Here is a 5025-nt window from a genome sequence, read left to right as displayed (position 1 = left end):
GCAAGCCGCGCCCGGCTCGACCTCTCGAACGTCACGCGCCTGGACACGCTCGGCGCCTATATCCTCAACCGCCTGAAGGCACGCCGCGAGCGGGATGGCGCCGCCATCGACATCGTCAGCGACAAGCCCGAGCATACGACCCTGCTCGCCGAGGTGCATGTCCATGACGAGGAGAAGCCGGCGCACAGGCATTTCCGCGTGGTCGACATCCTGGTCGATATCGGCGAGGCCGTGGTGCGCTTCGGCCGCGACATGGTCGGCGGCGCGATGTTCCTCGGGGAGGTCGTGGTCGGGTCCGTCGGCGTCGTCCTCGGGCCCCGCAAGTTCCGCGGGCCTTCGCTCGTCAACCAGATCGAGCTGATCGCCTTCAACGGTGCGCCGATCATCATGCTGATCTCGTTCCTGGTCGGCTGCATCGTCGCGCAGCAGGGCATCTTCCAGCTCCAGCAGTTCGGCGCCTCGGCTTTCGTCGTCAACCTCACCGGCATCCTGATCCTGCGCGAGCTCGCGGTGCTGCTGACGTCGATCATGATCGCCGGCCGTTCGGGCTCGGCCTTCACCGCCGAGATCGGCTCGATGAAGATGCGTGAGGAGATCGACGCCCTGCGCGTTATGGGGCTCGACCCGATCGAGGTGCTCGTCGTCCCGCGCATCCTCGCCCTCATCATCTCGCTGCCGATCCTGACCTTCATCTCGGCGATGGCAGGCCTCGTCGGCGCCGGGCTCGTCGCCTGGCTCTATGGCGGCATCGGCGTCGACACCTTCCTCGCCCGGCTGCAATCGGTGATCACCTGGAAGCACTTCGCCGTCGGCCTGATCAAGGCGCCGTTCATGGCCTTCGTCATCGGGCTGATCGCCTCGATCGAGGGGCTGGCGGTGCAGGGCTCGGCGGAATCGCTCGGCCGCCAGGTCACGGCCTCGGTGGTCAAGGCGATCTTCATGGTCATCGTCGTCGACGGCCTCTTCGCCATGTTCTTCGCATCGATCGAGTTCTGACGATGGCCTTCCCCGACAGAAACCCGGTTCAGGTGGCTTCGCCGGCCGAGAGCAAGCAGGCGGGCGAAGCCGATGCCGTCATTCGGGTCCGCAACCTCAAGGTCGCGTTCGGCGACAAGGTCATCATGGACGGGCTCAACCTCGACGTACTGCGCGGCGAGATCCTGGGCTTCGTCGGCGGCTCGGGGCAGGGCAAGTCCGTGCTGACGCGGACGATCCTCGGCCTGGTGCGCAAGGCGCGCGGCACGATCGAGGTCTTCGGCGAGGATGTCGACACGCTGACACCGCCGCAGCGTCGCGTCCTCGAACGCCGTACCGGCGTGATGTTCCAGCAGGGCGCGCTGTTCTCGGCGCTGACGGTCAAGCAGAACATCCAGGTGCCGATGCGGGAGTACCTGCATCTGTCTTCCGATCTGCTCGACGAACTTGCGATGGTGAAGCTGGATCTGGTCGGACTGCCGCCGGATGCGGCCGACAAGGTGCCCTCGGAGCTCTCGGGCGGCATGATCAAGCGGGCCGCGCTGGCGCGGGCACTGGCGCTCGACCCGGAGATCGTCTTCCTCGACGAGCCGACATCGGGGCTCGACCCCATCGGCGCCGCGGAATTCGACGATCTCATCATCACTCTGAAGGAGACACTGGGCCTGACCGTCTTCATGGTAACCCATGATCTCGACAGCCTGTATCATGCCTGCGACCGAATCGCCGCCCTTGCGGACAGGAAGGTGATCGCGGTCGGCCCGCTGGCGACGATGCTGGCGTCGGAGCATCCGTGGCTGAAGGCCTATTTCGGCGGCGAGCGCGCCATGGCCCGGCTGCCGGCCGGAGAGCGGGAACGAAACGGCTAGGGCATGGAATCGCGCGCCAACTACGCACTCGTCGGGCTCTTCACCCTCGCGGTCCTCGCCGCCGCGTTCGGCTTCGTCTACTGGTTCAACAGTGGTGGGGCAGGGCGCAAGGAGAGCGTGCGGGTGATCTTCACCGGCACCGTGACGGGCCTCGGCCGCGGTTCGAGCGTGCTCTTCAACGGCCTGCGCGTCGGCGAAGTCACAAGCATCGAGTTGCAGCCGGACGATCCGCGCCGCATCTATGCGGTCATTCAGGTCGCCAACACGACCCCACTGCGTGACGACACCAGGGCCCGCATCGAGGCGCAGGGCCTGGCAGGCGTGGTGGCGCTGCAGCTCATCGGTGGCGCCCCGGACGCGGCGGTCCTGACCGCGAAGCCCGGCGAGCCGATGCCGACCATCATCGCCGAGCGCTCGGAGCTGCAGGATATCATCGAGACCGTGCGCAACGTCGCGCAGAAGGCCGATACCATGCTCACCTCGCTTGACGGGTTGATCAAGCAGAATGCCGGCCCGATCAGCAACACCGTCCGGAATGTCGAGAAATTTTCGCAGGCGCTCGGCAACAATGCCGACGGCGTCGACAAGCTCATGGCTGGCTTCGGCAACATCGCCGAGACGATCCAGCCGCTCTCGCAGCGACTGCAGACGCTCAGCGAGGAGCTGACGGGCGTGGTGCGCTCGGTCGACAGGCAGAAGATCGCCGGAATCGTCGACAACATCGACAAGTTTACCGGCGCGCTCGGCGGCTCGAGCGCCGACGTCGCGAAGGTCGTCAAGGACGCCGCCTCGATCTCGGCAAAGCTCGACAAGGCGGCCGACCAGATCGACGGCGTGCTGAAAGCGGCACAGGGCTTCCTCGAATCGGGTTCGGGCCCGGACGGCCGCAGCGCTTTCCAGGAGGTCGCCGACGCCGCCAAGTCGATCCGGACCCTCGCCGACAACCTAGACAAGCGCACCGCCGAGATCACGAGCGGCATCAGCCGCTTCACCGGGCCGGGGCTGCGCGATGTCGAGAGCCTCGCCGCCGACGGAAAGAAGACCCTGACCGAACTCAACCGCACGCTGCGGAATTTCGAACGCAACCCGCAGCAGTTCATCTTCGGCGGCAGGGCGCCGCTCCCGCAATACAACGGATCCCGCTAGCCCATGACGATCGAGGCACCGCGCCTTCCGGCGACCAAAGCTCCCCGTATCGCAACGCTCATGCTGGCCGTCGCCGCCATGCTCGCCGGTTGCGGCGGTTCCACGCCGACGACCTTCGATCTCTCGGCGCCGAGCGGCTTCGGCAAGGTCGGCGGTTCGCGCGCGGTCATGGTGGTGGCCGAGCCGACCACGGTGCAGGCGCTCGATTCCGACCGGGTCATCGTCCGCGATTCCAGCGGCGCGCTCTCCTTCGTCGGTGGAGCTCAATGGGCCGACCGCATTCCGGCGCTGGTGCAGGCGCGGCTGATCCAGACCTTCGAGAATGCCAGCCGTGTCGGCTCCGTCTCGGCACCGGGGCAGCGCATCCAGCCGGATGTTCAGCTCAACACCGACATCCGCAGCTTCAACATCGACGCCGCGAGCGGTACAGCGGTGGTCGAGATCACCGCCCGGATCGTCGGGGACCAGAGCGGCAAGATCCAGCGTGCACGGCTTTTCTCGGCGCGCGTTCCGGCCGGTGCCGTCGATGGCGCCGGCGCGACGCACGCGCTCGACCGCGCGCTTTCGCAGGTGCTTGTCGAGATCGTGCGCTGGGCACGCTGATCCGCGTGGCCTGTCGCAACGGGATCGGCTAATTTGCGATTCAGGCTCTGCCCGAGCCTCCCCCCTCCAGCCGGGGAAGTATCATCATACAGGGCATCTTCGACGACCTGACCGACTGTCCGGGCAACACGCATGAGGAGGGATTGCGCGCGCTGCCCGCGATAGGAGGTTCATGACATGACCTTGTCGGCCCCGATCCATCTGCTGAAGCGCAGGGCCAGGCTGCTGAGCCGCAGTGACCGGATTCCGCTGCACGCCGCGCTTGATCGCATAGCCGCGGATGAAGGCTATCGCAGCTGGAGCCTGCTCGTCGCGACGCAACCGCGGCCGGAAACCGCGCACGCGCTTCTGCCCCGACTGGCCCCGGGCGACCTCGTCCTGATGGCCGGGCGGCCGGGACAGGGCAAGACGCTGGCCGGCCTCGCGCTGCTTGCGGAGGCCGTCAAGGCCGGACGCCGCGGCATCTTCTTCACGCTCGAATACACGCCGCTCGATGTCGCGGCGCGTCTGCGTTCGCTCGGCATCGATCGGGATGCGATCGCCGGCCTGTTCGACTGCGATTGCTCGGATGCGATCAGCGCCGCGTACATCGTCGGAGCGCTGGCGACGGCGCCGCACGCCACGGTGGCCGTGATCGACTACCTGCAACTGCTCGACCAGCGGCGCGATACGCCGGAACTGGGCGTTCAGGTCAGGACGCTGCGGACTTTCGCGCGGGAGAGGGGGCTTGTTCTCGTCTTCCTCTCCCAGATCGACCGTTCCTATGACGCGTCGGAGAAGCCGTTCCCTGACATCGCCGATGTGCGGTTGCCCAACCCGCTCGACCTGTCCCTTTTCGACAAGGCCTGCTTCCTCAGCCGGGGTGAGGCGCGCTTCGGCGCAACTCGCTGAAGCCCGCCGCGAAAAGGAAAGGCCGCCCGGTGGGCGGCCTTTCCGGCGTCGACGCCGCGAGCCGGTCGCTTACTCGAAGCGACCGCTGGCATGGGCCAGCATGGTGTAGACCTTGCCCGTCTCGGAGGTGAGATAGGTCTTGGCCACCATCGAGTCGCGGTCATCCTTGGCCGCTTCGCCGAGCAGTCGCTCGAACTCGTCGATGTAGCGATCGACCGTCTCCTTGAACTCCGGATCGCGCCGGTACTTGCGGCGGATGTCGTCGAAGGTCTGCTGGCCCTGCAGCGTATAGAGCCGGCGGGTGAAGACGTTGCGCTCGCCCCGCTTGTAGCGATCCCACAGCTCGACGGCGGCGTCATGGTCGATCATCCGCGCGATATCGACGGAGAGCGAGTCGAGCTTCTCGATCGAATGCGTCGTCGGCTTGCTCGGCTCCGGCTTGTCGTCGCGCGAGGCGCGGCTGAGCAGGTCGGAGAGCCATCCGGCCTTGGCCGGCTGCTGCGGCTGGGCCGCGGTCTCGGGCTGACGGCGCGCGGCCTCC

General features: G+C 67.0%; 6 protein-coding genes. 5 read left to right on the top strand and 1 reads right to left on the bottom strand.

Annotated elements, in window-relative coordinates; genetic code table 11:
• The 5 genes from ACIPIA_RS10190 to ACIPIA_RS10170 all read left to right on the top strand — a co-directional run.
• Positions 1 to 996, top strand: a 996-nt coding sequence (locus ACIPIA_RS10190; RefSeq protein WP_400509121.1) for an MlaE family ABC transporter permease, incomplete at its 5' end; no start/stop codon positions are given.
• Between the two features lie 125 nt (positions 997 to 1121).
• Complete coding sequence (locus ACIPIA_RS10185; protein ID WP_400509123.1) at positions 1122 to 1844, top strand: ABC transporter ATP-binding protein; 723 nt, start codon at positions 1122 to 1124, stop codon at positions 1842 to 1844.
• Positions 1845 to 1847: 3 nt separating this feature from the next.
• A complete protein-coding gene (locus tag ACIPIA_RS10180; RefSeq protein WP_400509119.1) occupies positions 1848 to 2990 on the top strand; it encodes an MlaD family protein in 1143 nt (380 codons plus the stop codon).
• A 3-nt stretch (positions 2991 to 2993) separates the two neighbouring features.
• The gene (locus ACIPIA_RS10175; RefSeq protein WP_400509117.1) at positions 2994 to 3593 is read left to right on the top strand and encodes an ABC-type transport auxiliary lipoprotein family protein; all 600 of its coding nucleotides are present in this window, start codon (positions 2994 to 2996) and stop codon (positions 3591 to 3593) included.
• A gap of 177 nt (positions 3594 to 3770) precedes the next feature.
• Positions 3771 to 4484 (top strand): DNA helicase, encoded by a 714-nt coding sequence (locus tag ACIPIA_RS10170; protein ID WP_400509115.1) that lies wholly within the window; start codon positions 3771 to 3773, stop codon positions 4482 to 4484.
• 69 nt (positions 4485 to 4553) lie between these two features.
• On the opposite strand, the gene ACIPIA_RS10165 is transcribed toward ACIPIA_RS10170, so the two are convergent.
• Positions 4554 to 5025: hypothetical protein (locus ACIPIA_RS10165; RefSeq protein ID WP_400509113.1), on the bottom strand; the 472-nt coding region annotated here is incomplete at its 5' end.

Origin of the sequence: Allobosea sp. CER48 (genome assembly GCF_044752385.1) — a bacterium.
In the GTDB taxonomy this organism is placed as follows: Bacteria; Pseudomonadota; Alphaproteobacteria; order Rhizobiales; family Beijerinckiaceae; genus Allobosea.
This window is presented reverse-complemented; position numbering and strand designations above follow the sequence as displayed.

Bases quoted from the DNA above. Each gene is read 5' to 3' on its own strand.
- ACIPIA_RS10185 (WP_400509123.1), top strand. From the start codon at position 1,122: ATGGACGGGCTCAACCTCGACGTACTGCGCGGCGAGATCCTGGGCTTC.
- ACIPIA_RS10180 (WP_400509119.1), top strand. From the start codon at position 1,848: ATGGAATCGCGCGCCAACTACGCACTCGTCGGGCTCTTCACCCTCGCG.
- ACIPIA_RS10175 (WP_400509117.1), top strand. From the start codon at position 2,994: ATGACGATCGAGGCACCGCGCCTTCCGGCGACCAAAGCTCCCCGTATC.
- ACIPIA_RS10170 (WP_400509115.1), top strand. From the start codon at position 3,771: ATGACCTTGTCGGCCCCGATCCATCTGCTGAAGCGCAGGGCCAGGCTG.